The 765-nt window shown below is 43.7% G+C and carries 1 protein-coding gene and 1 pseudogene; both read left to right on the forward strand.

Annotation, left to right across the window (positions count from 1 at the left end):
• Window positions 1-405, forward strand: a pseudogene (locus tag ACFIKY_RS09120) (baseplate assembly protein); the annotation flags it as partial.
• Window positions 405-765: phage tail protein (locus ACFIKY_RS09125; RefSeq protein WP_375661744.1), on the forward strand; the 361-nt coding region annotated here is incomplete at its 3' end. The pseudogene ACFIKY_RS09120 and the gene ACFIKY_RS09125, both read left to right, overlap by 1 nt.

Consider the following 765-nt stretch of genomic DNA (forward strand, 5'->3'; position numbering starts at 1 on the left):
ATCTATGTTGCTCTTTTTGGTAATAATGAAGAAGGAACAGCCTCTGAAGATCTCATACAAGCAGTTTCACAAGCTCTTCACAGAAAAAATATCATCATGACCAATGATACAATCATTGTTCACGCTGCTGTCAAAAAAGTGCTGGATTTAGAGGCAGATGTTTGGCTGTTACCAGAAACATCTTTGAAAATTCTCACAACAATGGAAACAAATTTAAGAGCAGCGTGGAGACAAGAACAAGCCATTGGTCGTGAATTAAGTTTGTCGTGGTGGATTTCAAAACTAATGATTGCTGGTGTCCAGAAAGTGATCGCCATTACACCAACACAAGACAGTATGGTTTGTGATGAAGAAATTTTATCGATTGGAAAAATCACCTTAAACTTCAAAGGGCGTGCGCGCTAATGGTTGGTTCCCTCCTTCCCACAAACGCGACAGAATTTGAAAAGCGCCTTGCCGATGCTTGCGATTTTCATCAAGATATTGATGGTTCTGTTTTGGGGATTTCACGCGCAAAACTGATCACACGCCCTCCCCGTTTCTTACCGTGGTTGATTGAAGAATACGGGCTTGGTGAACTGACACCTTATGTTCCAAATCTCTATGATTTGATTGATCAAGGGCTTCAATGGCAGCGCTTGCGCGGCTCCCTTGCGGCAATAGAGATGGGGCTTGAATGGCTAGGGATTTCTGCACGCTTTCAACCCGCTTGGACGGGGCGAGCATGGTGGAACTCCTTTCAACTTGATTTTGATCAGTTGCCTG

The sequence above is a fragment of the Bartonella sp. CR127HXZ genome (genome assembly GCF_042194555.1).
GTDB lineage: Bacteria > Pseudomonadota > Alphaproteobacteria > Rhizobiales > Rhizobiaceae > Bartonella > Bartonella grahamii.